The following is a 25,890-nucleotide window of genomic DNA, read 5'->3' as shown; positions in this document are numbered from 1 at the left end:
TAGCACAAGGTTCAAGCTGAAAATTATTTGGCAAAGCGCGTGTTGTTTGTTTTGTCGCATTATCCGAAGCATCGAAGCGGGAATGGAAATCAATCCAGTAAACTGATTTCCCCGCGCAGACGCTTCGCAGTTTTGCTGGAAATGCTCCGGCCACAAAAGGCCAGTTGGTTGTACTGGAATTGAGTTTCCCTTGGCGGCAATTTTAGGTACGAATCTAGCATCGTGAGTTCAATGAGAGTTCAGGGAGAGAGTTTCGCTATGCGTACTGAAACCGGCCAGACATTTCGTCTCGAAGATTACCGTCCGACCCCTTACGCCATACCCGAGACGAAACTGGACTTCTCCCTGGAACCGGAAAAAACCATCGTCCGTGCGACCCTCACGATTGAGCGTCGCGATGGCACTGCAGCTGGTACGCCATTGATTCTCGATGGTGACGAACTGAAACTCGTCAGCATCGCCATCGACGGCAAGCAACTCGCCGACAACAGCTATATCGCAACGCCCGATCAGCTCGAAATCAGCGACCTGCCGGAAGGCAAGCGCTTCACGCTTGAAGTCGTGACGGAAATCAATCCAACCACCAACCGCCAGCTATCCGGCCTCTATCGTTCAAGCGGAGTCTATTGCACGCAGTGCGAGGCAGAAGGCTTCCGCCGCATTACCTATTATTATGATCGCCCGGATGTTCTGTCAGTCTATACCGTGCGGGTTGACGCCAACGAACAAGCCGCTCCTATTCTTCTGTCCAACGGCAATCCGGTCGAGAGCGGGTCGGTCGAAGGCAAGCCGGACCGGCATTTCGCCATCTGGCATGATCCGCACCCAAAACCATCCTATCTCTTCGCGCTCGTTGCCGGATCGCTCGGCGTCGTGAAGGATCACTTCACCACGAAGTCAGGACAACCGGTCGATCTGGCGATCTATGTCGAGCATGGCAAGGAAGGCCGCGCACTCTACGCGATGGATGCATTGAAACGCTCCATGCGCTGGGATGAGGAGAAGTTTGGTCGCGAATATGATCTCGACGTCTTCAACATCGTTGCCGTTTCCGATTTCAACATGGGCGCCATGGAGAACAAGGGGCTTAACGTCTTCAACGACAAATATGTGCTGGCCGACCCTGAAACCGCTACCGACGTTGACTATGCGGGCATCGAGGCGGTGATTGCACATGAATACTTCCACAACTGGACCGGCAACCGCATCACCTGCCGCGACTGGTTCCAGCTCTGCCTCAAGGAAGGCCTGACAGTCTATCGCGATCACGAATTCTCCGCCGATGAGCGCTCGCGCCCGGTTAAGCGCATCGCCGAAGTGAAAATTCTCAAGGCGCAGCAATTCCCGGAAGATGCCGGACCACTCGCTCATCCCGTGCGCCCGCGCGAATATCGCGAGATCAACAATTTCTATACGGCGACCGTCTATGAAAAAGGTTCGGAAGTCGTGCGCATGATCCGCACGATCATTGGGCCTGAGCTGTTCCGCAAGGGTATGGACCTCTATTTCGAGCGCCATGACGGGGAAGCCGCAACTATCGAGGATTTCATCAAGGTCTTCGCCGATGTTTCCGGTCAGGACTTTTCACAGTTTGCGCTCTGGTACGATCAGGCCGGAACGCCGAAGGTGGAAGCTGCTTTCTCCTACGATGCTGCGAAGGAAACCTTCTCGATTGAACTGGCACAGTCGCTGGGGGCAACGCCCGGACAAACAGTCAAGAAGCCGATGCATATCCCGATAGCTTTCGGCCTTATCGGAACTGACGGCGAGGATATGGTTCCAACATCCGTCGAAGGTGGGGACGTGCGCGGCGACGTTATTCATCTGCATCGTCCGTCCGAAACGATCGTCTTTCATGGCATCAAGGAACGCCCTGTTCCGTCGCTGTTGCGCGGGTTCTCGGCTCCCGTAAACCTGTCGGCGCCCCTATCGGACGATGATCGTGCATTCCTGGCCCTGAACGACAGCGATCCGGTCGCCCGCTGGCAGGCATTGACCGGAATTTTCAACCAGGCTCTGCTTGAAGGCGCCAAGCGTATCCGCGGCGGTCATGCACCGGCAGTTGACGATAAAATCATCGAACTTGCCGGAAACGTTGCTTCCGACGAAACGCTTGATCCAGCCTTCCGCGCGCTCTGCCTCACGCTGCCGAGCGAAAGCGACATCGCGCGCGAAATGGGCAGCAATGTCGATCCCGATGCGATTCTCGCCAGCCGAAACCACTTCGTGGACGCCATTGCCGCCCGTTATGCTGGCGATTTCACCAAGCTCTACGATGCCCTGAAACAGGACGGCGCCTTCTCGCCAGATGCAGGCGCGGCAGGCAAACGTGCCTTGCGGAACGTGCTGCTCGATTATCTGAGCCGTCACGAGAAAAGCCAGAAACGGGCCACCAGCCAGTTCGCCAATGCGGATAATATGACCGACCGCTTCGCGGCCCTGGCCGTGCTGGTACACCGCTTTGGTGATACGAACGAGGCAAAGGACGCACTGGCAAGTTTCGAACGCCAGTTCGGCAAGGATGGTCTTGTGATGGACAAGTGGTTCAGCGTGCAGGCGAGCCGTCCCGGCGACGAAGCCTTGCAGGCCGTGCGCGATCTTACGAAACACGCCCTCTTCTCGCTCGACAATCCAAACCGCGTCCGCTCGGTGATTGGTTCGTTCTCGGCATCCAATCCAACCGGCTTCAACCGCAAGGATGGTGCGGCCTACGAGTTCTTTGCAGATACGATCCTGTCCATCGATCCGGAAAATCCACAGCTTGCCGCACGGCTTCTGACGGCGCTTCGCTCCTGGCGTTCGCTTGAAGATACCCGCCGCGAACATGCAAGGGCAGCGCTGGCGCGTATTTCGGGCGCGGGCAAACTGTCTACCGACCTGCGCGATATCGTGGACCGCACTCTCGCCTGATTCGCGACCTATCCTGATCGTTGTGATGATTTGCTCGTTCTGGATGCTTTACCGGCAATCGGAACGAGCCTTTTCATGCTGATGAACGCAGAGGCAGTGGACGGTCAGCTTTCATGAGTCTTTTCATGCCTTTAGGCGAATCAGATGCAATATCGATTGCACTTAAGAGCTTGAGATTCATGAATAAATCGGCTGATAAAACCCCGATTTTTACGCCTCGTTAACGAATTCGCTGGACAGCGCGAATCACTTTTGATTCATTGATGACATTCGGAGGTGGCGTATTCCGAATCACTTCACTCGCAGGGAATTCACGAGGGACCATTATATGGCGAGCACCGACGCGTATGGCGCGCCGGCGGGGACGCATTGCGAATCCGGTCGGAAAAGAAGGAAAGGCAAGCTCTCGGGCCATGTCAGTCTTCTTGCTGGTCCGGCCTATGGCAAGTTCATCTCAATCGAGCCTATCCTGCGACGCCTCGTTCCGGCGCTCATCATTATCTTTCTGATTATTCTCGGCGTAGCGCGCGTCTTTTCGATGCTGGCGTGGCGGGAAGATATCGAGCAGCAGCATAAGGCATTTCTGTCGGCTGCAACCGCCAATCTTGCACAGATGATCGAACGTGTTGCCAACGGCACCGACGCGGGCGCACAGATCGCCGCGAAGGATATTCAGGACACAATGGCGGAGTTTCGCTCGCGTGGGCTGTCCTCGTCCGGCATGACGCTTGCCGTCATCGACCCGCAATCCTCCGTGGTCGCAATATCCGGCCCGATATCCGATCTGTCCGGCAAGCCGGTCGATACGATCCTTACCGAAGCGCAGCCGTTATTCCTGTTTGCAGAACGTGCAGGCGTGCTGAAAGTCATGCTGCAAGGTGAACCGGCTTTCGGCGCCTTGTCCAAGCCGATGACCCTGCCCTATTCCGTTATCGCCGTCGAACCGGAAAGCACGATCTTTGCGGAATGGCGCCGGGCAGTGTCGCTCAATGTGACACTCTTCGCAGGCACGACCGGCGTGATGTTCGCCATCCTTTACGCCTATTTCAGCCAAGCGGCGCGAGCTCGCGAGGCCGACGATCTTTCCGGCCAGATCCAGCGCCGTATCGATCTGGCACTGGGGCGCGGTCGCTGCGGCCTGTGGGATTGGGACATGGCACGCGGTCGCATTTACTGGTCGCGCTCCATGTATGAGATGCTGGGCTACGAAGCGCAGGATGCAGTGCTGCCTTTCGGCGATGTGGCTGCAATCATCAACACGGAAGATGGCGACCTCTATTCCATCGCCGAACAGGCCGCCGCGGGCGATATCTCGCACGTTGACCGCGTCTTCCGCATGCGCCATGCCGATGGTTCATGGGTGTGGATGCGCGTTCGCGCCGAAATCGCCAGCGAAGGCGATCTTCATCTGGTCGGCATTGCTTTCGATGTCAGCGAACAGCACCGCTTTGCGCAGCAGACGGCCGAAGCCGACATGCGCATCCGCGAAGCCATCGAGAACATTTCTGAGGCCTTCATCCTGTGGGATTCCAACAATCGCCTCGTCATGGCGAATTCCAAGTTCAGTGAATATGCTGGCCTTCCCGTCTGGACGCTGAAACCCGGCGTGCCGCGCAACGAGGTCGATGCCCATACGCGCCCGTTCACCTTCGAGCGCCGCATGGCCAATGAACACAATCGCGCCGGTGGCCAGACCTTCGAACGTCAGCTCAGCGACGGACGCTGGCTTCAGGTCAATGAACGCCGCACGCAAGATGGCGGGCTTGTTTCCATCGGCACCGACATTACCCAGCTCAAGCTGCATCAGGAACGTCTGGTCGACAGCGAACGCCGCCTGATGGCGACTATTCACGACCTGTCGATTGCGCGCAAAGGCGAACGGGACCGCGTGCGTGAGCTGTCCGAACTTGCCCGCAAATACGGTCAGGAAAAGGAACGCGCCGAGGCTGCGAACCGTGCCAAGTCAGAATTCCTCGCCAATATGTCCCATGAGCTGCGTACGCCGCTCAACGCGATCATCGGTTTCTCGGAAATGATTCAGGCAGGCACATTCGGTCCGCTCGGTTCCGACCGCTATGAGGAGTATATCAACGACATCCATACGAGCGGCAACTTCCTGCTCAACGTCATCAATGATATTCTCGACATGTCGAAGATCGAGGCCGGCCATTTCTCGCTGGACCGTGAGCAGATCGATCTCTGCCCGCTCATCAATGAAACAGTACGTATGATTTCGCTGCAGGCGGATGAGAAGAATATTGCGGTCAATACGCGCATTGAAGAAGCAATGCAGCTCTATGCCGACCGGCGCGCGATCAAGCAGGTGCTGATCAACCTTCTCTCCAATGCGGTGAAGTTCACATCCTATGGCGGACAGATCACGGTGCGGGCACGCAAGACCGGCTCGGCTCTTTTCATGACGATTCAGGATACCGGCGTCGGCATCCCGAAATCGGCAATCAAGAAGATCGGCCAGCCCTTCGAGCAGGTGGAAAACCAGTTCACCAAGACCCATACCGGTTCCGGTCTCGGACTTGCCATCACCCGTTCACTGGCTGAGCTTCACGGCGGCTGGCTTCGCATTCGCTCGACCGAAGGCGTTGGCACCGTGGTTTCGGTCTGCATCCCTGATCGCAAGCGCGGTCACGTTGGACATGGTGCGGAAATCCACGCGGCCTGATTAGAGCGGTTCCAGTTAAAACGGAGTAGCCGGAACTGCTCTAAGTTTTTGCTTCGTCGCATTATCCCACGCACTGAAGCGGGAACAGAAATCAGTCCAGTGAACTGATTTTCTCGCGCAGACGCTTCGCACTTTTGCTGGAACTGCTCTAAATATTCAAAAGCTTCTCGAAACTTGTCCGCACTTCAACGGCGACTTCCGCCAGGTGATGCTCGACACGTTTTATATCGGGCATGTCAGCCGCACGGCATAGCAGGTCGATCATGCCAGGTATGAATTCTTCACGCTTGGCATCGCCTCCAAGACACAGACGGATCGTCTGGCTCAGATTGGTATAAAGGCGATGGGCGCCGACAAGATTATCGGCAAGCGCCGGATCAGCAAAGGACGGGTCGAGGGCTGACAGGATTTCCTCAGTACCCAAGGGACGTGGCTTCCGGTCGAGCTTGTTGGCCAGCACGGCAAACTGAGCGATGAATTCCAGATCGACAATGCCGCCGGGCTTCAACTTGAAATCCCAATCATCGGCAGGTGGCTTTTCCTGATAGATGAGGTCGCGCATCTCGCGCACATCCTTGGCAATCTTCTTCACATCGCGAGGGGCGACAAGAGCCTCGTCAATCTCGCTTCTGATGTGATCCATAAAGGCCTCGTCGCCATGGATCGGGCGCGCGCGTGTCAGGGCCATATGTTCCCATGTCCATGCTTCGCTGCGCTGATATTTGCCAAAGGATTCGATATGGGTCGCAACCGGCCCCTTGTTGCCGGAAGGGCGCAGCCGCATATCGACTTCGTAGAGCACGCCTTCCGCCGTTGGCGCGGAAAGTGCCGCAATGAGCCGCTGGGTCAGGCGGATATAATATTGCGAGGGAGCCAGTGGCTTCTCGCCATCGGATTCGTCCGTCTCCTTGTCGTGATCGTAAAGCAGGATCAGATCCACATCGGAGCCAGCTGTGAGTTCACGACTGCCGAGCTTGCCCATAGCCAGGAGAGCCACCTTGGCGCCCTTCACCTTGCCGTGGCGTCGCTCCAGTTCGGCTTCGACAACCTCGAATGCCCTACCGATCATCAGTTCAGCCAGATCGGAAAATGCGCGACCAGCGCGCACGCCATCAATGGCGCTCGTCAGCAAGCGGATACCGATCAGGAAGCGATGCTCGGCAGCGAAGATGCGCAGCCGGTCCAGCACTTCCTCATAATCGGTCGCAGGTCCCAGAAACACGCGAAGGCGTTCTTCCAGATAGGCGCGTGTCGGCATTTCCGAGAAAATCGCCGGATCAAGCAAACCGTCAAAAACATGCGGGTTACGGGTGATGATTTCGGCAAGCCGAGGGGCAGCGCTCATGATCATCACGAGGAGGTTCAGGAGACGGGGATTGGATTGCAACAGGCTGAACAGCTGGATGCCCGCGGGCAAGCCCTTTAGAAAACCATCGAAACGCAAGAGTGCTTCATCCGCACGCTTGGTTTCGGCAAAGGCTTTGAGTAGAGCGGGCGTAAGCTCGGTCAGACGCTCGCGCGCTTCTGCCGATTGTGTGGCACGATAACGCCCGAAGTGCCACGTGCGGATCACGCGACATATATCGCTCGGGCGTTCATAGCCCATGGATGCGAGCGTCTCCAGCGTGCCCGGATCATCCACATCGCCGGTAAAGACCAGATTGCCGGATGAGCTTCCAAGTTCGGGAGCCTGCTCGAACAGGGCCGCATAGTGCTTTTCAACGACCTTGAGCGCATCGAGAAAAACATCGGAAAAGGCCGCCGGATCAGCATAACCCATCATATGGGCGACACGCGCAAAGCCTTCATCGTCTTCCGGCAGAATATGCGTCTGCTCATCGGCAATCATCTGGATGCGATGCTCGACGTCACGAAGAAAATAATATTCCTTTGCCAAGGCATCGCGCGCCTTCTCGGTGATCCAGCCCCGCTCCGCCAGTCGTGCGAGCATCGGCACCGTCTGGTTGCCGCGCAATTCGGGAAATCGTCCGCCAGCGATGAGCTGCTGCGTCTGAACGAAGAATTCGATTTCGCGGATGCCGCCGCGTCCGAGCTTCACATTATGCCCGCGCACGGCAATATCGCCGTGGCCCTTGTGGGCGTGAATCTGGCGCTTGATCGAGTGCACGTCTGCAATGGCTGCATAGTCGAGATACTTGCGCCAGACATAGGGGGAGAGCTCCGCCAGCACCTGCTTTCCGGATTCGCGGTCCCCCGCAACGGGCCGGGCCTTGATCATGGCTGCGCGTTCCCAGTTCTGGCCGCGCCCTTCGTAATAATGAAGTGCTGCACCGACAGGAATGGCCAGCGGCGTGGAACCGGGGTCGGGACGCAGGCGAAGATCGACCCGGAAGACATAGCCATCGCCGGTACGGTCCTGCAGGATGCGGACAAGGCGGCGCGTCAGCCGTGAAAAAGTTTCGACGCATTCATACGGATCACCGATAGCCGGTCTGGTTTCATCGATGAAGACGATCAGATCAATATCGGACGAGTAATTGAGTTCCCGCGCGCCGAACTTGCCCATGCCGAGAACAATCCAGCCACTGTCCTTGTCGGGCTGGTTTCGGTCAGGAAGTTTGATCTTGCCCGCACTATCAGCGTCAAGCAGCAGAAACCGGATGGCAGCGCCAGTGCAGGCCTCGGCCAGATCGGTGAGCCAGCCTGTCGTTGCTTCCGTATTGAAAATGTCAGCGAGATCACAAAGTGCGATCAGGACATGCGCCTCGCGTTTCAAAACGCGCAGGCTGGTCATGAGGGAGGCTTCCGTCACGTCCGCGCTTGCAGCACTGGCGGAGATTTCCGCCAGAATATCTTGTAGTGCAGCCTCCGGCGCTTTGGCGACGATGCGATCAAGAATACGCGGATGACGGGTCAGCGCTTCGCGAATGAATGGAGAAAGATCGAGAACGGCGGAGAAAAAACTTTCAGCTTCTGCCTTTTTTAACAAGGCTACGACACCTGTAAGTCCCTCTTCTCCGGCGCGCACCGCAAGGTCGGCCAGAAAGGTTTCCGCCCTTGGGGGATCAAGCGGCGTCAAAGCACGAATCTCTCTCTCGAAGAATAGTGCCGTTGCGTTTTCTGCCGCCATGATCCCCTCTTAAGTCACGCCATTATTCGACCTTGTCCGATGGCAACGGGAACTCCAGCACGGCGCGCAGGCCCGGATCATTGCCGTCAAGACGAAGTGCGCCACCGTGCAATTTCATCACAGCCTTGGCAAGACTTAAACCGAGTCCCGAGCCGGGCTGTGTGCGGCTTTCCTCAAGACGGACAAAACGTTCCGTTGCCTGTTCGCGTTTTTCTTCAGGAATACCGGGACCGTTATCGGCAACGATGATGCGGACCCAGTTCGGATCACGTTCCATCGAAAGATTCACGGTCGCGGTCCGCTCATCGCCACCGGCATATTTAATTGCATTGTCCACGAGATTGGAAATCGTCTGCCCGACCAGTTCGCGATTGATATGAAGCGCAACTTCATCGAGATCGCCAAGTGTCAGGTTCACGCCCACGTCCTCGGCAACGGGCTCATACATTTCGGCCACGTCGCGAAGGATCGGCGCTACCGGCATATTCTCCAGACTTTCGGACGAATAACCTGCTTCAAGACGCGAAATCATCAGGATCGCGTTGAAGGTCCGGATCAGTTGATCCGACTCGCCAATGATATCTTCAAGCGCTTCACGATATTCAGGCCCCGCCTTCTTGCCGGAAAGAGCTTCTTCCGCGCGGTTACGCAGACGCGTCAGCGGCGTTTTAAGATCATGTGCGATATTATCGGAGACCTGTTTCAGCCCCTCGTTCAGTTCCAGAATTTTGCCGAGCATGACATTGAGATTGCTTGACAGACGATCGAACTCGTCACCAGAACCATTGACCGGAAGCCTCCCTGTCAAATCGCCATCCATAATGCGCTGCGACGCCCGCGAAACCTCATCAATGCGCTTCAATGCACGGCGCCCGACTACCAGCCAGATCAAGAGCGCGCCAACACCCATGATGCCCAGCGCCAGCATCAGCGACTGGCGAATAACATCGCGGAACCGTTCTGGTTCACCCAGATCGCGACCGACCAGAAGCCGCATGCCGTTCGGCAAGGCAATCACGACTGCAATGGCGCGATGTTCCGTTTCCGTGCCCTGCTCGCCATAGCGCCGATATTTGAACCCGCGCTCGATAACGCCATCGGTGTCCAGAACACCGGGTTCTACGCTTTCAACATTGCCTGCAAGGATGCGGCCTGTCGGGTCGGCCACCAGATAGAGGTAAGCACCTGGCTGGCGTGAACGATAGTCGATTGTGCGCACGAGCTGCGGGATGCCGCCTCGCGCATAGCTTTTGCCGATGCTGCCGACTTCTTCGCCCAGCGACTGCTGGGTCTGCGCTGCCAGCATGGAGGCCGATAAATTGGTCATGTAGAAAACCAACGCTATCGCACCCACGATGAAGAGCAGCAGATAGAGCGTTGATAGTCGAACAGCGGTTGTGCGCATGAGCGCTGAGAAGCGGCTCATCAATCCACCTTGGCAGCTGCAGATTGTTTCGCTCGCCCTGCCTTCAACATGTAACCGGCGCCACGCACAGTATGAAGCAGCGGACCGTCAAAGCCCTTCTCGATTTTCGAACGCAGCCGCGAGATATGCACGTCGATCACATTGGTCTGCGGATCGAAGTGATAATCCCAGACGTTTTCAAGCAACATCGTGCGCGTGACGACCTGTCCGGCATGGCGCATCAGATATTCGAGAAGACGAAACTCGCGGGGCTGAAGCGTGATATCTACATCCTGACGGCGCGCAGTATGCGCAAGCCGGTCAAGCTCCAGATCACCGACGCGGTAGATCGTGTCCGCCTCACGCGGGCTGGAACGACGCTGCAGGACCTCGACGCGAGCCAACAGTTCGGAAAATGCATAGGGTTTGGTCAGGTAGTCGTCACCACCGGCGCGCAAGCCCGTGACGCGGTCATCCACTTCGCCGAGCGCGGAAAGGATCAGGACCGGGGTTTCCATACCCCTGGCGCGCAGACCAGCCACGACGGACAAGCCATCGCGCTTTGGCAGCATACGGTCGACTACGAGGACATCGTAGCTTCCATTCTCGGCCAGCGTATAGCCGGTTTCGCCGTCTCCGGCGATATCGGCGGAATGTCCGGCCTCGGTGAAGGCCTTCTCCAGATAGCGGGCCGCTTCGCGGTCATCTTCAATAACGAGAATCTTCATGGCGCTACTTATAATACCGTTTGATGATAAGGCGATGCCAGGCGGAGAACCGCCTGGCATCGAATTGCTCAGAGCCTTAAGGGGCTGCCGGTCATCATCCCTGATCGATCGGCAGGGCCACAAAGCGGCTCTGATCGTTGCTCTGCAATTGCAGCAGCACTGCCTTGCGACCCGACTTGGCGGCTTCGCTGATGGCGTTGTTGATATCCTTGGCGCTCTTCACCGTCTGGTTATTGACGCTCATGATGATATCGCCGGAACGGATACCGCGATCGGAGGCATCGCTGTCGGGATCGACATCGGTTACCACTACGCCGTTACCGTCTTCGGACGGGGTCACGGTCAGGCCATAGGAGTCGAGGGTCTCGTTCTGACCACCGCCATTGTCGCCCAAGGCGCTGGCCGCCTTGCCGAGATCGCCCGGCATCGCTTCAATGGTGATATCGACTTCCTCGGCCTTGTTCTTGCGCCAGACGGTGAGTGCCGCCTTTTCGCCAGGAACAATGCCAGCAACCTTGCGTGCCAGATCGCGCGGATCCTGCACGGTTTCGCCATTGACAGCCGTGATCACATCACCGGACTGGATGCCCGCCTTGGCAGCAGGACCGTCCTTCTGCGGCGACGCAACGATTGCACCCTTCTCTTCGGCAAGGCCGAGCGAAGCAGCAATATCCTTCGTCACCGGCTGAATCTGAACACCGATCCAGCCACGTTCCACCGAGCCCTTCTTGATGAGCTGGTCAACAACCTGCTTAGCGGTCGAGGCTGGGATTGCGAAGGCAATGCCCACGCTGCCGCCCGAAGGCGAGAAGATGGCGGTGTTGATGCCGATCACCTGACCAGACAGGTTGAAGGCCGGACCACCGGAATTACCCTTGTTCACAGCCGCGTCGATCTGGATGAAGTCATCGTAAGGACCGGCGCCGATATCACGGCCACGAGCCGATACAATACCCGACGTCACCGTGCCGCCAAGGCCGAACGGGTTGCCGACAGCCACGACCCAGTCGCCGACGCGAATCTTGTTGTCATCGCCAAATGCAACATAGGTGAACTTCTGCTTCGGATCGTTGACCTTCAGCACGGCCAGATCTGTGCGCGGATCGGTGCCGATCAGCTTCGCGTCAAGTTCCGTGCCGTCATCCATGACAACGCTATATGCATCGCCATCGGAAACGACGTGATTGTTGGTTACGACATAGCCGTCTTCGGAAATGAAGAAGCCGGAACCCTGAGCGACCGGACGTTCATGACCGGGGCGCGGGCCACGCTTGCCGGGGCCGCGGCGATCCGGGCGAGCGTCGGGACGTGCATCGCCACGCGGGTCCATGCCGAAATCACGGAAGAAGCGCTTAAGCGGATGATCGTCCGGAAGCTGATCAAATCCTGGAGGGCCCGAGAACTGGCCACTGCCACCGCGATCAGCAGTTTGCTGCACGTCCTTCTTTACACGAACGCTGACGACAGCCGGACGAACCTTCTCAACAAGATCGGCAAAACCCGCAGCCTGCGGTGGTGGCGTTACCTGCACGGCTTCCGCGCGGGCGTCATTGAGCGCACCGAGCGGGCCGGTCGCGACAAAACCACCGGCGAGAACAGCCGATAGTGCAATCGCGGCAACGCCTTTGCGATAGTTGGAAATCCTGGCTCTGGACATTTATTTCTCCTTACGAGCAGCAATCCGGCCGTCCCTGATCCTTCAGGAAACGTGGACCTGTGAAACCTTTATAGAGCGTAAGATAGTCAGGGCTACCTTACCGCTCCGTTTCCACAACATGAAAGTTTCGTAAGGTTACGAATAACAACCGCAGGCGACCAGCGCTTATTTTCCGTCCAGCAGACGCGCGAGTTCCACCTTTTCGCTTTCGGTGAGCGGTTTAGGCGCTTCGCCTGCCTGTATGCGTCCGCGAAAGGCAACAACCAGCGCGACCGCACCGATCAGAAGCACGGCGACAGGAAAGCCCCACAGAAGCACTGTGCGCGCATTGAGACGCGGCTTCAGAAGCACGAATTCGCCGTAACGGTCGACGATGAAATCCATGACCTGTTCGTCGCTATCGCCTTCTTTCAGCCGGTCACGGACGAGAACGCGAAGATCGCGGGCAAGCTCGGCATTGGAATCGTCGATGGATTCGTTCTGGCAGACCATGCAGCGCAGTTCGCCGGAAATGGTTCGGGCGCGCTTTTCAAGCGCCGGATCGGACAGGACTTCATCCGGATTGACTGCGAACGCCGCCGTCCCTTGAATAGCCAGAGCAGCACCGAGCAGGAGCGCCGCAAATGCCGAGCGCTTTCTCATGCTGTGGCCTCCGCTTCTTTCGACGCGGACTTGCGACTGCGCGAAGGTGCGCCAACCCGCAGGCGACGATCTGCAAGGGAAAACAGCGCACCCACCATCATTACGAGAGCGCCATACCAGATGAGTGTCACGTCAGGCTTCCACCAGATGCGAACGACGGCTGATCCATCGCCCGGTTCATCGCCAAGCGCGACATAGACCTGACTGAACCACAGGGTTTTGATGCCCGATTCAGTTGTTGGCATCTGGCGTGCTGGGAAAAAGCGCTTGGACGGCTCAATCTGCCCGAGACTGCGCGAGCTGGAATCGAGCAGCGTGAAAGTGCCCCGATTTTCGGTGAAATTCGAACCGGTCAGCGGGCGCAGGCCGTCGAAGCGAAGTGTGTAATTCTGCACCTTGGCCGTGTCGCCCGGACGCATGATCAACACATTCTCAGTGCCAAACGTGGTCACGCTCACAATGCCGAGCAGCGTTACGCCAAGCCCGATATGGGCGAGCGCCGTGCCAAAGACCGAACGTGGCAAACCCTTGAAGCGCGCAACTGCCTTGCCAGCGGATACCTTGCCGATGCCAGACTTGAGAACAATATCCGTCAGGCTGCCGAAAATCAGCCATACGGCAAGCCCGATACCGCAGGCAGCGAGAACCGATTTCGCCGATGTGCTCCACAGAACGATCGCCGCAGCCAGAAGCGAGAGCGCGAAAGCTGTCATCAGCCGCTGCGACACGCCGTAAAGATCACCGCGTTTCCAGGCGAGCAGCGGGCCGAAGGGAACCGCAAAAAGAAGCGGGATCATCAGCGGACCGAACGTCATGTTGAAGAACGGTGCGCCGACGGAAATCTTGTCGCCGGTCATCACTTCCAGCAGCAGCGGGTAGAGCGTACCGATCAGCACAGTTGCGGCAGCGGTCGTCAGAAACAGATTGTTGAAGACGAGCGCGCCTTCGCGCGAAATCGGGTGGAAGATGCCGCCTGCCGTCAGGCTCTGCACGCGAAATGCGAAAAGCGACAGCGATCCGCCAATGAAAATTGCAAGGATCGCCAGAATGAAAAGACCGCGCCCCGGATCGGTGGCGAAGCTGTGAACCGAGGTCAGAACACCGGAGCGGACAAGGAATGTACCAAGCAGCGACAGCGAGAAAGTGAGGATCGCAAGCAGCACGGTCCAGATTTTCAGCGCCGAGCGTTTTTCCATCACGAGAGCCGAATGAAGCAATGCGGTGCCGACCAGCCACGGCATGAACGAAGCGTTTTCGACCGGGTCCCAGAACCACCAGCCGCCCCAGCCAAGCTCGTAATAGGCCCAGTAAGAACCCATGGCGATGCCACCAGTCAGGAACATCCAGGCCACGAGGGCCCACGGACGTACCCAGCGCGCCCATGCAGCATCGAGACGCCCCTCGAGCAGTGCCGCTACGGCAAAGGAAAAGCATACCGAAAAACCGACATAGCCGAGATAGAGCAGCGGCGGATGGATCGCGAGGCCGATATCCTGAAGGATCGGATTGAGATCGCCGCCCTCCATCGGAGCCGGAAAAATGCGGGTGAACGGGTTCGAGGTGAACACAATGAATGCCAGAAATGCGACACCGATCCAGCCCTGCACGGCAAGGACATTGGCGCGCAATGTTTCAGGCAGATTGCCAGAAAATGCAGCGACCAGCGCACTGAAAAAGGTGAGAATGAACACCCACAGCAGCATTGAGCCTTCGTGATTGCCCCAGACGCCCGTGATTTTGTAGAGGAGCGGCTTTTGCGAATGCGAGTTCTCAACCACGTTCAGGACCGAGAAATCCGACACGACATAGGCATGGACAAGCACCGCCGATGCAAGGCAGATCAACGCGAAGACTGCAATTGCCGTCGGCACCGCGACTGACATGAGCTGCGTATCCCGGCGATGCGCACCAACCACCGGCACGATCGATTGGACAATCGACAGGGCCAGTGCCAGAACCAGAGCGAAATGGCCGATCTCGACACTCATCTGCAGTCTCCATCAAGCATCTGCCGGACCACCGGTCCGATACGAAATGCCCTAGTTTTTATTTGCCTTCCCAGACGCCCTTTTCCTTCAGGCTGTCGGCAAGGTCCTTGGGAACGTAATTCTCATCGTGCTTCGCCAGCACATTATCGGCGCGGAACACGCCATCGTCTCCGAAGCGCCCTTCGGCGACAACGCCCTGCCCTTCGCGGAAGAGATCGGGCGGAATACCCTCGAACACGACCTTCACGGTCTTGATCGTATCGGTCACTGTAAAGCGCAGCTCGCTGCCCTCGCGGCTGACGGACCCTTCCTCGACGAGGCCACCGAGACGGAACCGCGAGCCGGAGGCCATATCCTGTTCCGTCAGGTCGGCAGGTGTACGGAAGAAGCGAATGTCCTGACTAAAGGCCATCAGCATCAATCCAACCGCTACGGCCAGAACCGCCAGTGCGCCGCCGATCAGGAACAGGCGCTTGCGCTTTCTTTGGCTGACGGTTCGGGCAAAATTACCCGCCGGTTTGGCACCACGTGCGTTGTCTTCTGCGGTCGCGCTCATTTTTGTGCGTTCCCTGTCTCCAGTCCAAGACCGGCTGCGAAACTCTGCAAGTTCGTCCGGCTTTCGCCCTGAAGGGCTGTCATGCCGCGATTGAGAGCGTCCAGCGCTGCATCGCGACGGTTGAGGATCATATAGGAGCGCACGAGACGCTTCCAGCCTTCGACATCCCCACTATTCTGGCGAAGACTTTCATCAAGACGTTGAACCATGCCTTCGATCATCGCCTGCCGGTCCTCCGGGCTGAGCGACGAAGCGGCATCGACATCATCCGCTGTCGGCCCTTTCGGCTGCTGTTCACCGCTGGAAGAAGGGTTACGAAGCCGGGCGATAGCCTGTTCGATCTGACCGCGCCACGGCGCATCGGCCGGCGCCTTGTCGAGGAACGCCTGCAGGCGATTGGCGGCTATATCCATACGACCGTCCTGCATCTCGCCCTGTGCGAGGTAGAACTGCGGGCGAACATCATTCGGTTCGAGATCGGCAGCTTTCTTGAAAAAGCCTTCAGCCTCGGCGGTCACGGTGCCGCCCGAAGCGGTTGCCAGTGCTTCACCCAATCCCAAAACGCGTGGGAAATTCTCACCGGCGATGCGAATGGAGCTGCGATAGGCATTGACGGCATCAGCGGCGCGACCAAGCCGCAGATAGATCGGCGCCAGCACGTCCCATCCACGCACATCGCCCGGATTTTGCGCCAGATGCGCTTCGGCACGCGCTACCAGTTCATCGACAGAGCCGCGATCCGCACTGGCCGAAAGCCGTTCGGCGAGCGGCATGGAAGGCATGTCCGGTTTGCCGAAAAGCGGATAGATGCCCCAGGCGATCAGCGGCACTGCAAGCACGGCGATGAAAGCCAGCATCCGGCCCGGCACTGCCTTGCCCGCGGCTTCCGCAGCTTCCTTGCCGGACTTTTCAGCATTCAAAATGCGACGCGAGATTTCGATGCGCGCCTGTTCGGCGCTCTGCGGGTCGATCATGCCGCGTGCAGCGTCGGCTTCGACCTCGCGCAACTGATCCCGATAGACCTCAAGATCGTTCTTTTCAGCGGCCAAGAATGCCTGCTTGCGCCGCGTGAGAGGCAACAAAACAGCCAGAGTGGCTGCCAATGTCAGTAATGCTGCAATAAGCCAGAATCCCATGGCTACGACTTAAGCGCAGCCAAGGGAAAAACCAACTACTACCTGCAGTAAGTTGCTACCTAGGGCAATTCGCCGCAAAGGTAGGACGCAAGAGTTAGGTCAGAGGAGTCCAGCTGCCGTCTGGATTGCGACATGCTGTTCCACGGGAAGTCTGCTGCGACCCGCCGATGTTGAAGCTGTGCGAATACTGGCGGCAATTCTGAGAGCCGACCTGATAAGGCTGCGCCGCCGTCACGTCGCCGGAATTCGACCCGCTCCCGCTCCAGGATACGGCCTTGCCTGCCGGTGAATATTCAAGCGCACGATATTCAGCCTCAAGGGCCTTCTTGCGGTCGGCTGCGTTCAGCTGATTTGCGGCGCTGCCAAGGAGACCGTTTCCAAGAGACGTCAACAGGCTGGTTTCGGGCTTCTGTGCCGTAGAACCACCGCCCAGCGAAGCAAGACCAGTGCCCTTGCCGGTCGTGCCACAGGCTGACAATGCGAGCGCCACGGCAAGCATCATCGAAGCGACTGAAACTGGGTGAGAAAACCTGGATACCATCATCATAACAACCGGCCTTCATGAACAATTAGCATGCACACTATATCGGCATGTGACTTTTTCAGTTTATCTTCTAGTTGGCTTTCGACCAAAAACAACCTTCAATCTTCCGTCAGCGGCAACACGACCCGAACACCCAATCCACCAAACGCACTCTTGCCCAGATGCAGGCTGCCGCCATATTCGCGAACGGTATCCTGCACGATTGCCAGCCCAAGCCCCGTTCCCGGTTTTGTTTCATCGACGCGGCTGCCGCGCTTCAGCGCTGCCTCGATATTGTCTGATGCCAGACCTGGACCGTCATCTTCTATCAGGACTTCAAACTGCCGTTGCTCCCCAGAAATAGGGGCAAGCCCGATATTGATACGTTTGCGGCCCCATTTGCCCGCATTCTCCAGCAGATTCCCGACGATCTCTTCCAGATCTTCCCTTTCGCCAGCAAAGACCGCATTGGGCAGGTCATTCCTGAAGTTAACGCTGAAAGCCGGATTGAGTTTCGCCGTGACGCGCTGCATGCGTGCGAGAACCGGCGTCACAGGTGTACGGAACACCACACTGTCACGCTGCGCGGCAATGCGCGCGCGCTGCAGATAGTGCTGTATCTGCACCTGCATCGCCTCGCTCTGTTCCTGAACAATGCGTCCATGTTCACCACCCATGCTCCGTGCTTCATTGACCAGCACGGAAAGCGGGGTTTTGAGAGAATGGGCGAGATTGCCGACCTGCGTTCGCGACCGTTCTACAATACGGCGATTGTTTTCGATCAGCGCATTCATTTCACTGGCGAGCGGCGCAATTTCGACAGGCAGCGACGCATCGAGCTTGGACGAACGTCCCTCGCGAATATCGGCCAGCGCTTGACGCACCTTGTCGAGCGGACGCAGGCCGAACAGGATCACAGCGGCATTGATGAGGATACTGCCGATGCCGAAAATCGCCAGATAGGTCGCGAGGCTGGTTCTGAAATCGGATATCTCCTTCAGAACCTCGCTGAGATTGCCCATGACACGAAAACGCGCAACGCGATTGGCAGTATCCAGAACCACTTCGGTTTCAACGATGAAGAGCTCCTCGCCGTTGAGGCCGGGCAAGGTGTAGCTACGCATGAAGGAACTGTCGAAGGGTGCCTGCGAGACCGGCATTTCCGGTACGATGCGCCCTATCAGCGATGGCGATTGCAATTTTCCGGTCAGGTTCGGCGTGACGGGATCGACGGACCAGTACCAACCGGAGAGCGGGCTGGAATAGCGTAATTCGCCCAGTTCCGGGCGCCCCTGCAAGGAGCCCTCGCCCGACGTGCTGACGGCACCGACCAGACTGAACAGGTGGGCGGTCAACAGGCGTTCAAAATTGCTGCGCGCAGCTTCGCCATAAAGTGAGCCGATGAAAGTCGCCACCACCACAAGTGCCACGATGACCCAGATCGTCGAAAGAGTAACGACGCGGACTGCGAGCGAACGTAGCGGAGGAAAGACGCTAAGAAGCTTCAGCTGTCATCGCCTTTCGTTTCGTCCCCGCCCTCTTCAGAGCGGATGCGATAGCCCATGCCGCGCACGGTCTCGATCAGGTCGACACCCATTTTCTTGCGCAAGCGACCGACAAAGACTTCAATCGTATTGGAATCGCGGTCAAAATCCTGATCGTAGAGATGTTCGACCAGTTCAGTACGCGAGACCACCTCATCCATATGGTGCATCAGATAGGACAGAAGCCGATATTCGTGCGAGGTAAGCTTGAGCGCAACGCCGTTGACACTTGCCTTCGACGTTTTCGTATCAAGATAGAGCGGCCCGCAGACGAGTTCCGACGAAGCATGTCCCGCAGCGCGGCGGATCAGCGCGCGCAACCGCGCAAGCACTTCCTCGATATGAAAGGGCTTGGCCACATAATCGTCGGCTCCGGCGTCAATACCGGCAACCTTGTCGCTCCAACGATCGCGGGCCGTAAGCATGAGAACAGGCATTGTACGCCCGCTGCGCCGCCAACGCTCCACGACGCTGATGCCATCCATACGCGGCAGGCCGATGTCGAGCACCACAGCATCATAGGGCTCCGTATCGCCAAGATAATGCCCTTCCTCGCCGTCATAGGCACGGTCGACCACATAACCGGCAGCAGCCATTGCTTCGGAAAGCTGCCGGTTCAGGTCCTTGTCGTCTTCAACGATCAGGATACGCAAGCGGACATTCTCCCTCAATCTACGAAAAACAGCGGCAAAAGCTGTAGTTATTGAGCGGGAACAGCCACTTCAACGCGGCGTGGACGCTCGCCATCGCGGCCTGGCACAAGCACCACGACCACGCACATGGGACGCCCGTTCTGAGTCGTGGCGGTGGCCTTGGCAAGCTGACCGCCCTGCTGGGCAGCCACCTGTTCGCCGACCGCCGCACAATCTCCGGCGGCAGCGACAATGAGATTGGATTTCTGCGGCGCAGTCATCGGCAAGGCACCGGCATCGACCGGCAGCAAGCCAATACTAACCGCTAGAAGCGCGAAAACTTTGAGTGCAGAATTTTGTTTCATCATGCCGCCTTATATAGCGCCCCACAGCTGAACGATGCATGAACAACCATTCCTCTTCCGGGCCCAAAGGAAAATTCAGCCCCTGACTATCACGCTTTGTGAAATTATGAAATGCGTGAAGTGCCTTCTATACGACCGATTACCGTAACAATTCCGACAATTGCGGTCACCTGTTGTAGCAGAATATCCGTTAAAGCATCCTGATCGATCAAGACGGTTGCGGTTCCGGAAGCACTAGAGAATGATTAAAAAACGAAACGAAACGAAACCAGTTGAACCAGGATCGACCAAGGCCATCCTCTATCTCAACCAATGAGCCTTTCTTTCTGGGGAATTATTGTCGACATGCGGAGGACGACTGAACCTACATGTCCGTTCCTTGCCCAGACCCATACAACACTAAACAGGAATGCCATGGACGAGATCGGTCTGTCTTCTGACATATCGACAAGTGTCTAGGTCTGACTGCTTTTTGCTTCCTCTATAGCAAAACAGCTAGGGGGGACACTTGATTCCCGAAAGGTGGCTGCCAAACTCTTCTTGAACACCGAGAACAGTATTTTACGATTTCATCCATCGTCAGGATTCGTCATCGTTTCTTTTTCTTCAGGAAGTAGCCCGGGTATAGGCGCATGTTTCAGTCGTTCTGACAAATGCTGAAAAACCCCGAGAACCGACCACGCCGCCAAGCTTGTAACCGCGGATCCTATCAACATCAGTTCCTCCCGGCCAAGCAATCCTCCAAGAACCAATACTTCTGAAATCTTGACGCCTGCTGCGCCACCGAAAACAATGCCACAGATCACGCCGACCGCGAAACGGATCGCAGCTTCTCGCTTTCCTCGCGGAGCCATATAGGCGAGCGACATAAAAGAGCCTGCCATTGCACCCGCCATCTTGGCGAACCAGATCCACGTAACCTCAGAGGTAAATATTGCATCCTTAAGGTCAATCACGATGGTTTCCTTTCATGTTGCAGACCCAGATGCCAACCGCATCGCATTTTTTCTGTCTATGAAAACTACTCCGCAAGTGTACTGCCCCACTGAACTCCGCCTCATGAGTTTAATCGGGAGTTTTGTTGCACTTGCGGCGCGGCGCGAGATCATCTTTTCGTTGTCCAAAGAGAAGAAGACCCAAATTGGCCAATGTCTCATTACGATTTTTGCGGCAAAAACTTTATCCTCGACCAGTGGCCTCAAAAGACATCACCCTGAAAAGCCTCCACAGCTTTTCAGGGTGATGTTTGCATGCGTCGAAGGGAGATAAACCTGATTAGTCAGAACTCTTTGATTGTATATGAAACCTAGCAAAGCAGCGTTACGCAGTCAAGGATTATTTTCCTATAATTGATTTTATTCCTGACGCCAAAAAGCTGCGAGCGCCTTAACCATTTCACATGAGGTGTGGCTTATTTATCTGCTATGATGGAACGGTAATTTCGCCTTTCTCCGAAACCAACCATGCCGAAGTCAGTGTTCATGCGTAAAACGGCAGATAAAGACCCCGAAAGCGAGAAGCGCAAACCCTTCAGGGCGTCGCGCCTGATCGGGCTTGACGCATGGATCGATTCCACTCTCTACAGCCTGCGCTACAATCTCGGCGAGTGGTGGGAAAATATCACCATTTTCTCACGGCGTTTTCGCGTGCGCGGCTTCCGGCGTTTCGTGGTCGAAGTTCTCGATGAAGGGTTTACGCTTGGCGTTGGCGGTGCGGTGTTGATGCTCGTCCTGGCCCTGCCCGCCTTCGAGGAAACCAAGAAGGACTGGCGCGCGCAGGACGATTATGCCGTTACCTTCCTTGATCGCTACGGCAATGAAATTGGCCAGCGCGGCATTCTGCATCGTCAGGCCGTGCCCATCGACGAATTGCCGGATCACGTCATCAAGGCTGTGCTCGGCACCGAGGACCGGCGCTTCTTCGACCACTACGGCATTGATTTCTGGGGCCTGACCCGCGCACTCAGCCAGAACATGCGCGCCAATGGTGTCGTGCAAGGCGGCTCGACCATCACGCAGCAGCTTGCCAAGAACCTTTTTCTCTCCAACGAGCGCACCATCGAACGCAAGATCAAGGAAGCCTTCCTCGCGCTCTGGCTGGAAAGCAATCTCAGCAAGAAGGAGATCCTGCAGCTATACCTCGACCGCGCCTATATGGGCGGCGGAACCTTCGGTATTGCTGCCGCTTCGGAATTCTATTTCGGCAAAAGCGTGAAGGATGTCTCGCTGGCAGAAGCCGCGATGCTGGCCGGCCTTTTCAAGGCGCCCGCCAAGTTTGCGCCGCATGTCAATCTGCCCGCAGCGCGTGCGCGTGCCAATGTCGTGCTTTCCAACATGGTTGAAAGCGGCTTCCTGAGCGACGGACAAGTGGCCGTTGCACGCCGTCATCCGGCAAGCGTCATCGACCGCGCCAAGAATGAGAGCCCGGATTACTTCCTCGACTGGGCTTTCGAGGAGGTGAAAAAGGTCGCCGCCAAAATTCCACAGCACACATTGATCGTGCGCACGACGCTCGACCGCAACCTGCAGAAGGCGGCAGAGGAATCACTGGAGTATCATCTGCGCCAGTTCGGCAAGGATTATAATGCTGCAGAAGCTGCGACCGTGGTCATTGCCAATGACGGGTCCGTCCGTGCGCTTGTTGGCGGGCGGGACTACGGCGAAAGCCAGTTCAACCGCGCCACCAAGGCATTGCGGCAGGCCGGTTCGTCCTTCAAGCCCTATGTCTACGCGGCAGCGATGGAAAAGGGCCTGACGCCCAGCACCATCGTTTCGGATGGTCCGATCAGCTGGGGTAACTGGTCGCCTCGTAATTACGGCCGCAGTTTTGCCGGTCGTGTGGACCTGACGACCGCACTTGTCCGTTCATTGAACAGCGTACCGGTGCGGCTGGCGCGCGATTATCTGACCACAGCCCCCATCGTAGCCCTCACCAAGGCGATGGGCGTGGAATCGCCGATCTCGTCACACAAGACCATGGTGCTCGGCACATCGGAAATGACGGTGATGGATCAGGCCACCGGCTTCAACGTGTTTCCGAATGCGGGCATGGCCGGTAACCGTCATGCATTTACGCAGATCGTTTCGTCGGAAGGCAAGGTTTTGTGGGACTTTGGTCGCGATGCACCGAAGCCGCACAGGGCGCTGTCGGAAAAGGCCGCACTCGAAATGAATTCCATGCTGGTGCAGGTGCCCGAACGCGGCACCGGACGCCGGGCGGCATTGCCGATGACGCGGGTGGGTGGCAAGACCGGCACAACACAGAACTATCGCGATGCATGGTTCGTCGGCTTCACCGGTAATTTCACGGCGGCTGTCTGGTTCGGCAATGATAATTTCACGCCGATGAAAGACCTGACCGGCGGCATCCTGCCAGCCATGGCCTGGCAGCGCATGATGGCCTATGCGCACCAGAATATCGAGCTGAAGCCAATACCCGGCGTTACTCCGCCTTTCCCGTCGCCGCCCAAAAAGAGCGAGCCGCAAGTGGCAAATGCCAAGCCGGAAGAAACCATGGCAGCACCGCCGCGCGTCCTTTCGCCCATGTCGACAAAAATTATCAAAGAACTGCATGACCGCTTCCTTGCGGCTCCGCCTCTGCCTAAGATCGCCGAACGCACGAAAATATCGGTACTCTGAGGGCGATGTTCAAAAGGATATTCAACACGGCGATTGTGCTTGTGCTGGCGCTTGGCGGCGGCATCTGGAGCGTCGACAAGGTTCTCGACCGGTTTGAGGGTTTCGGAGAACTTCGTGTCGGGGTCTGGAGCGCCTATCCGGCGGCAGGCACCCCCGATGCCGACCCCTATTCCAAGGCTCGGGCTGCTCGCAAAGCCTATCTGGCGCTTGGAACGGCTGAAGGCCTGCCCTTCTATGCGCGCAGCGACAATAGCGGGCGCACCCTCCGGCGCGGCTGCACCTATCGCCTGAGCGGCTTGACGCCACCGGCCCGATTCTGGACCGTCTTTCCTGCCTCGCCTGATCTCGAGCCGATCACGCCGCGCGAAGGATTGCAGGCAGCGCTGCATTCCCGCGAAGTGCTTTATGACGATGACGGCAGCGTCACGATCACCATCGGCCCCGATGCAGCTTCCGGCAACTGGTTGCCAGTGGAAGGAAGCGGCGATTTCGTTCTTGTCATGACGCTCTATGATACGCCTGCGGCATCATCCTCCGGCCTCTCCGATCTGGTGATGCCAGGTCTCGCCCGTGTTCCGGGTGCAAACAAGGGGACGTGCCGTGGCTAGAATTCTCCACCTCGTTCTCCTCGGCATCGTCGGTGCCGCGATTGTGCATATCGCAGTTCTTTTCCTCGTTCCCTTCTATTCCGACAAGAACGCCTGGTCGCGGATCGAAACCGGAAGCGAGCCATACCGCTTCCACAGGCTGGACGAAAAGACCGGCCCGGTCAGCGACAGCGACCCGCTGGTACAGGAAGCCACCTGTCGCTTCGATCTTGCCGATGGTCCCGTGCACATCACGACCGGAGCAAATGTGCCTTATTGGTCGCTCTCGATCTATGCGCCCAACGGGGACAATCTCTATAGCCTCAACGACAGCGTTTCTAACGAAAGCAAGCTCGATCTGATCCTTGCCGATCCCATCGGCATGGCAAGTCTGCGCTCGGATGGCTCGCAAGCCGATGCCCGTTCGATCCTGATTGAGCAGAATATCGGCGAAGGTGCCGCCGTGCTGCGCGTTTTCGTGCCTGACGCGACGTGGAACACGGAAGTGCGGCGCTTCTTTGCGGAGGCGGAATGCGCTCCGTTTGAAGGGCTCTAATTGCCTGCCCCAAAAGTCGTCAGGCATTACCCCAGCCAAATGCTGTTTCTTTATGGCACGGTTAATGAGTTGCTAAGGCTTCAACGCTACTATCCGGAATACCGACCCATGCGGGGAGCACTTCCGCATTAACCGGCTGCTGCCGGATGCGCGATCTGCAATTTGGGACGGGTGAGTTGTGTGCCTACCGGAGTATTCTGCGTGACAAATGATCAGTTCCGCGCCCTGGAGGATATTTCAGGCCACCGGAGCCCGTCGAATTCAAAAGCGGGGAGCAGCAAGGCGGACGACCTTCTGGCGGCCGCAATTTCGGCGTTCGCGGGTATCACGCGCCCCGGACGGCAGGACATGCAACAGCTTGAAGATCTCGCCATGCCGCTACTGCAATGCGCGTCCACCCGCGGCAAGCGTCATGCAGCCAATGCGCTGGCACAATTGGAAGACGCACCGCGCCGCCTCATTCTGACGCTGGCCGACGACCCCGTCGAAATCTCCGCACCGATCCTGTTGCGCTCTCCCCTTCTGCGCCCTTCCGACCTCATCGAGATCATCGGCAAGAACGGTCTTGCCCATGCGCGCGCCATTGCGCGACGCCAGTCCGGTGACGTTCTTTTGCAAGGCGTGCTGCGCAGTTTCGCCGATCCGGTCATCGATCGCACGCTGACCCTTCAGGAAAATCTCGCCAATATCGAAGCCGAACCGCTCGAAAGGCCGGATGTACCTGACCTTTCTGCGGCCAGAGCGCCGCTGATGAAGGAAGACAGTTCCGAACGGCTGGCGCGCGCGCTGCAACAGCCTTTCTTCGAGGCTGGTGCGACCACCGGTTCGCAGCATCTCATCGATACCGCACTGCTGATCGACAGCCAGTTTTTCCGCAATGCGCTGGCCGATACGCTCGACCTGTCCTTTGAACGGTCCGACGCGATCATCGGACGGTGGCCGGATTCGCATCTGCCGATTGCACTCAAGGCGCTCGGATTGTCGCCTGCGGAATGCTATCTCGTCATGACTGCCATTCTGGGGCCTATCGACACCAACCGCGACAGCCTGCGTGAGTTTGTGCATATTTATCGCTCCATCGACCGCGAAAAAGCGATGGCGCTCGTGCGGCGCTGGAAGGCGGAAGACATGTCGGCCATGCTGCGTGGGAAATTGCGTGAAATGGCCGAGGACGACACGCCACTCGCCGACGCCGCCAATTCCGATCACCCGTCGCTTCAGCGATTGGTGAAATAGAGTTCATCAGGAAGAA

General features: G+C 57.5%; 19 protein-coding genes. 6 read left to right on the top strand and 13 right to left on the bottom strand.

Features of this window, described 5'->3' with window-relative positions; translation table 11 throughout:
* Positions 1-258 precede the first annotated feature (258 nt).
* Together pepN and AC1RHM_RS22150 are read left to right on the top strand one after the other, a co-directional pair.
* Positions 259-2,910, top strand: a complete 2,652-nt coding sequence (pepN, locus tag AC1RHM_RS22155; RefSeq protein WP_036585816.1) for an aminopeptidase N — start codon at positions 259-261, stop codon at positions 2,908-2,910.
* 328 nt (positions 2,911-3,238) lie between these two features.
* A complete protein-coding gene (locus AC1RHM_RS22150; RefSeq protein WP_036585818.1) occupies positions 3,239-5,590 on the top strand; it encodes a PAS domain-containing sensor histidine kinase in 2,352 nt (783 codons plus the stop codon).
* 148 nt (positions 5,591-5,738) lie between these two features.
* Here the strand turns inward: AC1RHM_RS22150 and AC1RHM_RS22145 are convergent, their stop codons facing one another.
* The 13 genes from AC1RHM_RS22145 to AC1RHM_RS22085 all read right to left on the bottom strand — a co-directional run bounded on the left by AC1RHM_RS22145 (position 5,739) and on the right by AC1RHM_RS22085 (position 20,813).
* The gene (locus AC1RHM_RS22145) at positions 5,739-8,681 is read right to left on the bottom strand and encodes a bifunctional [glutamine synthetase] adenylyltransferase/[glutamine synthetase]-adenylyl-L-tyrosine phosphorylase (protein ID WP_492332628.1); all 2,943 of its coding nucleotides are present in this window, start codon (positions 8,679-8,681) and stop codon (positions 5,739-5,741) included.
* A gap of 22 nt (positions 8,682-8,703) precedes the next feature.
* Positions 8,704-10,110 carry a sensor histidine kinase gene (locus AC1RHM_RS22140; RefSeq protein WP_182506011.1) on the bottom strand — a complete coding sequence of 469 codons (1,407 nt, stop codon included), beginning with the start codon at positions 10,108-10,110 and terminating at the stop codon, positions 8,704-8,706.
* A complete protein-coding gene (locus AC1RHM_RS22135; RefSeq protein ID WP_010661601.1) occupies positions 10,107-10,814 on the bottom strand; it encodes a response regulator transcription factor in 708 nt (235 codons plus the stop codon). The genes AC1RHM_RS22140 and AC1RHM_RS22135 overlap by 4 nt, the downstream gene beginning before the upstream one ends.
* A 94-nt stretch (positions 10,815-10,908) precedes the next feature.
* On the bottom strand, positions 10,909-12,471 hold the full coding sequence (locus AC1RHM_RS22130; RefSeq protein ID WP_029925303.1) for a Do family serine endopeptidase: 1,563 nt from the start codon (positions 12,469-12,471) through the stop codon (positions 10,909-10,911).
* A gap of 165 nt (positions 12,472-12,636) precedes the next feature.
* Positions 12,637-13,113: a cytochrome c-type biogenesis protein gene (locus tag AC1RHM_RS22125; RefSeq protein ID WP_029925305.1), complete on the bottom strand. Its 477-nt coding sequence runs from the start codon at positions 13,111-13,113 to the stop codon at positions 12,637-12,639.
* A complete protein-coding gene (locus AC1RHM_RS22120) occupies positions 13,110-15,101 on the bottom strand; it encodes a heme lyase CcmF/NrfE family subunit (RefSeq protein WP_036585823.1) in 1,992 nt (663 codons plus the stop codon). The genes AC1RHM_RS22125 and AC1RHM_RS22120 overlap by 4 nt, the downstream gene beginning before the upstream one ends.
* 58 nt (positions 15,102-15,159) lie before the next feature.
* The gene (ccmE, locus tag AC1RHM_RS22115) at positions 15,160-15,657 is read right to left on the bottom strand and encodes a cytochrome c maturation protein CcmE (RefSeq protein WP_010661597.1); all 498 of its coding nucleotides are present in this window, start codon (positions 15,655-15,657) and stop codon (positions 15,160-15,162) included.
* Entirely contained in the window at positions 15,654-16,793 is a 1,140-nt protein-coding gene (ccmI, locus tag AC1RHM_RS22110) for a c-type cytochrome biogenesis protein CcmI (protein WP_036585824.1), read from the bottom strand. The genes ccmE and ccmI overlap by 4 nt, the downstream gene beginning before the upstream one ends.
* A 94-nt stretch (positions 16,794-16,887) precedes the next feature.
* On the bottom strand, positions 16,888-17,340 hold the full coding sequence (locus AC1RHM_RS22105; protein ID WP_029376304.1) for an RT0821/Lpp0805 family surface protein: 453 nt from the start codon (positions 17,338-17,340) through the stop codon (positions 16,888-16,890).
* 95 nt (positions 17,341-17,435) lie between these two features.
* On the bottom strand, positions 17,436-18,746 hold the full coding sequence (locus tag AC1RHM_RS22100; RefSeq protein ID WP_036585825.1) for an ATP-binding protein: 1,311 nt from the start codon (positions 18,744-18,746) through the stop codon (positions 17,436-17,438).
* A gap of 74 nt (positions 18,747-18,820) precedes the next feature.
* Positions 18,821-19,513 carry a response regulator transcription factor gene (locus AC1RHM_RS22095; RefSeq protein ID WP_010661593.1) on the bottom strand — a complete coding sequence of 231 codons (693 nt, stop codon included), beginning with the start codon at positions 19,511-19,513 and terminating at the stop codon, positions 18,821-18,823.
* 47 nt (positions 19,514-19,560) lie between these two features.
* Positions 19,561-19,857: a hypothetical protein gene (locus AC1RHM_RS22090; protein WP_010661592.1), complete on the bottom strand. Its 297-nt coding sequence runs from the start codon at positions 19,855-19,857 to the stop codon at positions 19,561-19,563.
* A gap of 569 nt (positions 19,858-20,426) precedes the next feature.
* Entirely contained in the window at positions 20,427-20,813 is a 387-nt protein-coding gene (locus tag AC1RHM_RS22085) for a DUF6107 family protein (RefSeq protein ID WP_012092448.1), read from the bottom strand.
* Between the two features lie 507 nt (positions 20,814-21,320).
* Here AC1RHM_RS22085 and AC1RHM_RS22080 point away from each other — a divergent pair.
* The 4 genes from AC1RHM_RS22080 (at position 21,321) to AC1RHM_RS22065 (ending at position 25,874) form a co-directional block, all read left to right on the top strand.
* Positions 21,321-23,495: a penicillin-binding protein 1A gene (locus AC1RHM_RS22080; RefSeq protein WP_036585827.1), complete on the top strand. Its 2,175-nt coding sequence runs from the start codon at positions 21,321-21,323 to the stop codon at positions 23,493-23,495.
* A 5-nt stretch (positions 23,496-23,500) separates the two neighbouring features.
* On the top strand, positions 23,501-24,103 hold the full coding sequence (locus AC1RHM_RS22075; protein ID WP_036585828.1) for a DUF1214 domain-containing protein: 603 nt from the start codon (positions 23,501-23,503) through the stop codon (positions 24,101-24,103).
* On the top strand, positions 24,096-24,638 hold the full coding sequence (locus AC1RHM_RS22070; protein WP_036585829.1) for a DUF1254 domain-containing protein: 543 nt from the start codon (positions 24,096-24,098) through the stop codon (positions 24,636-24,638). Before AC1RHM_RS22075 ends, AC1RHM_RS22070 begins: the two co-directional genes overlap by 8 nt.
* Before the next feature lie 201 nt (positions 24,639-24,839).
* A complete protein-coding gene (locus tag AC1RHM_RS22065) occupies positions 24,840-25,874 on the top strand; it encodes a DUF2336 domain-containing protein (RefSeq protein ID WP_036585831.1) in 1,035 nt (344 codons plus the stop codon).
* The last annotated feature ends 16 nt before the right edge of the window (positions 25,875-25,890 follow it).

The sequence above is a fragment of the Brucella sp. GW823-FHT04E01 genome (assembly GCF_058796175.1).
Note: the sequence above shows the minus strand (reverse complement) of the source record. Positions and strands in the feature narration are given on the sequence as shown.

Bases quoted from the DNA above. Each gene is read 5' to 3' on its own strand.
- AC1RHM_RS22120 (WP_036585823.1), bottom strand. From the start codon at position 15,101: ATGAGTGTCGAGATCGGCCATTTCGCTCTGGTTCTGGCACTGGCCCTG.
- pepN (WP_036585816.1), top strand. From the start codon at position 259: ATGCGTACTGAAACCGGCCAGACATTTCGTCTCGAAGATTACCGTCCG.
- AC1RHM_RS22125 (WP_029925305.1), bottom strand. From the start codon at position 13,113: ATGAGAAAGCGCTCGGCATTTGCGGCGCTCCTGCTCGGTGCTGCTCTG.
- AC1RHM_RS22145 (WP_492332628.1), bottom strand. From the start codon at position 8,681: ATGGCGGCAGAAAACGCAACGGCACTATTCTTCGAGAGAGAGATTCGT.
- AC1RHM_RS22130 (WP_029925303.1), bottom strand. From the start codon at position 12,471: ATGTCCAGAGCCAGGATTTCCAACTATCGCAAAGGCGTTGCCGCGATT.
- AC1RHM_RS22080 (WP_036585827.1), top strand. From the start codon at position 21,321: ATGCCGAAGTCAGTGTTCATGCGTAAAACGGCAGATAAAGACCCCGAA.
- AC1RHM_RS22135 (WP_010661601.1), bottom strand. From the start codon at position 10,814: ATGAAGATTCTCGTTATTGAAGATGACCGCGAAGCGGCCCGCTATCTG.
- AC1RHM_RS22075 (WP_036585828.1), top strand. From the start codon at position 23,501: ATGTTCAAAAGGATATTCAACACGGCGATTGTGCTTGTGCTGGCGCTT.
- AC1RHM_RS22090 (WP_010661592.1), bottom strand. From the start codon at position 19,857: ATGAAACAAAATTCTGCACTCAAAGTTTTCGCGCTTCTAGCGGTTAGT.
- AC1RHM_RS22150 (WP_036585818.1), top strand. From the start codon at position 3,239: ATGGCGAGCACCGACGCGTATGGCGCGCCGGCGGGGACGCATTGCGAA.
- ccmI (WP_036585824.1), bottom strand. From the start codon at position 16,793: ATGGGATTCTGGCTTATTGCAGCATTACTGACATTGGCAGCCACTCTG.
- AC1RHM_RS22105 (WP_029376304.1), bottom strand. From the start codon at position 17,340: ATGATGATGGTATCCAGGTTTTCTCACCCAGTTTCAGTCGCTTCGATG.
- ccmE (WP_010661597.1), bottom strand. From the start codon at position 15,657: ATGAGCGCGACCGCAGAAGACAACGCACGTGGTGCCAAACCGGCGGGT.